At 54.9% G+C, this 1,980-nt stretch carries 1 protein-coding gene; it reads right to left on the bottom strand.

From position 1 onward, the window contains the following. Positions 1-1,980 (bottom strand): BamA/TamA family outer membrane protein (locus tag J7J55_05650; protein ID MCD6142183.1); only part of this gene is annotated, 1,980 nt, incomplete at both ends.

The raw sequence follows: 1,980 nt of genomic DNA, 5'->3' as shown, positions 1-1,980 counted from the left end.
AGTGGGGGACGAGACTCATCCCGCTTCCCAACGGCCACGCCACGTCCAGGCGGACATAAGTCCCCGCCACATCTATCCCAAATTCTACTCCGATCGAGCTCTTCACTCCATCGAGGGTCAATTGATCGAGGTTTACCCCGGAATCAACGAACAGGGTGGTGGTCAGCCCCTCCGTCAATTTAATTCGGTATTCAAAATTTGCGTATGCCAATCGCCGGACCGATGTAACCCCTTGCCCTCGAATGGTGGCAGGACCGCCTAAACTATACGCCTGAGAAAACGGGAGATGCACTCCCCAACCAAAACCAAGCCGAGTTGCCGTCACTTTCTCTAACCCGGTCAGAAACGGGATGTTCAATGCAACAGGGTTAAAAGCTGTCCAAACAAGATCAAGTTTGGTGAATTCGGGGCCTAGTGCAAACCCTCCTGCCTGTTCGAGGGAAACGTTCCTTCTGTTACCATTGCTTGGGAATTGTGGATTATTTACGTCATCGTAATTTAGCCCGATTGTGATCGAATCGACTGGTGTCCATGTAGCTTCCTCCGCCTCCCGCACCTCCTCGTGCTTGTAGGCGAGATCGAGGTCGGTGTAGTCGGCCCACGGGTAGCTGACCGACGCCCGACCACCACGGGAAAAGAACTTCTTGTCTTCACCGTTAACGGTCTTTTGGTCACTTTTGCGGTATAAATCTATCCCGACGCGGTTGAACTCTCGGAAGAAGGCGATCGTACTGTACCCGAGGTCCCAGGTGGCGCTTTGGTCGTTGACCAACCCACGACTGTAGGAAAGGGTCAGGTCCTGTCCGGTGCCAAACAGGTTCTTCTGGTGATAATCGATCTTTCCCACCAGCCCTCCGCTCTCCGGAGAGTAGGCGAGTGAACCGTTGATCCCTCCGAGCTTGGCTGCTTCGGTAACGGTAACGGAGAGCTTGACGTGGTCGTCCGCCCACTCCGGGACGATGTCCACCGACTTGAAGTAACCGGAGGACATCATCCGTTGGTAGGAGACCGCGAGTCGGCTCCGGTTCAGTATCTCTCCCACCTTGATCCCGAGGGACTTAGCAAGGACGTACTCCTTGGTTCGCTCGTTACCGGAGAATGCGATCTCGCCGATCCTCCCTTCCTCCACCGTGAGCTGGAGCCGCCCGTCCTTCACTCCTCCCACCTTGAACCTCACCATGATGTACCCGTTGCGATAGTACAGGTCGTACAGGCCTTTCAGGATGGTAAGGAGATGGTAGTTATCCACCGGTTCGGTCGGAATATCTCCCAACGTCGACTCCACCAGCCCCTCCGGGAACAGGGTGACTCCGGTCAAATCGATCCCGGAGATCTTCACCGGGGAGTCGATCAGCTTGCGCGCGGTTATCTTCCACACCAGCTTGACGGAGTCAGGGGAACTCCCGGGTTGCGTGGTAACGTCGACGTCACTGAAATAGATCGAGGAGCGGAGACGGGATACGACCGCCTGGATCTGGGATTTCTTCACCGGCTGATGCAGGGGGATGTCGATCATCTTCTGTGCCACCTCGACCGGTACGTCAGTGAGGCCCGTTATCACGTTCTCCTCCACCTTCCCTTCCACGATCTCGATCTTTAGGGTCTCTCCTGGAATTACCTTTCCGATCCCGATCAGGGTGTAACCCTTCTTGTCGTAGGCGTCGAGGATCGCCTGCAACGCATCGTTTAAAGAATTATTGTTGAGTATCTTCCCTATCTTTACCCCGTTATCACGGAGGATGCTTCGGATTTTGTCTTTAGATACGATCGGATAACGGAACAAGGTCACTCCGAACAGGCCGTATGACTCGCGGTAGTCGTTTCCGGATATTTCGATCTTCTTCACCACCGGGTTTTCCTTTACCCGGAAGATGACCTTACCTCCATCCTCCACTGACGGGACGACCTCGCTGAACCAGCCGAGATCGTAAATCGCTTGGGACGCCTTCTTGAGATCCGCCGCTGTGATCTCGTCCCCGG

Source organism: Candidatus Bipolaricaulota bacterium (genome assembly GCA_021159055.1).
In the GTDB taxonomy this organism is placed as follows: Bacteria; Bipolaricaulota; Bipolaricaulia; order UBA7950; family UBA9294; genus S016-54.
Note: the sequence above shows the minus strand (reverse complement) of the source record. Positions and strands in the feature narration are given on the sequence as shown.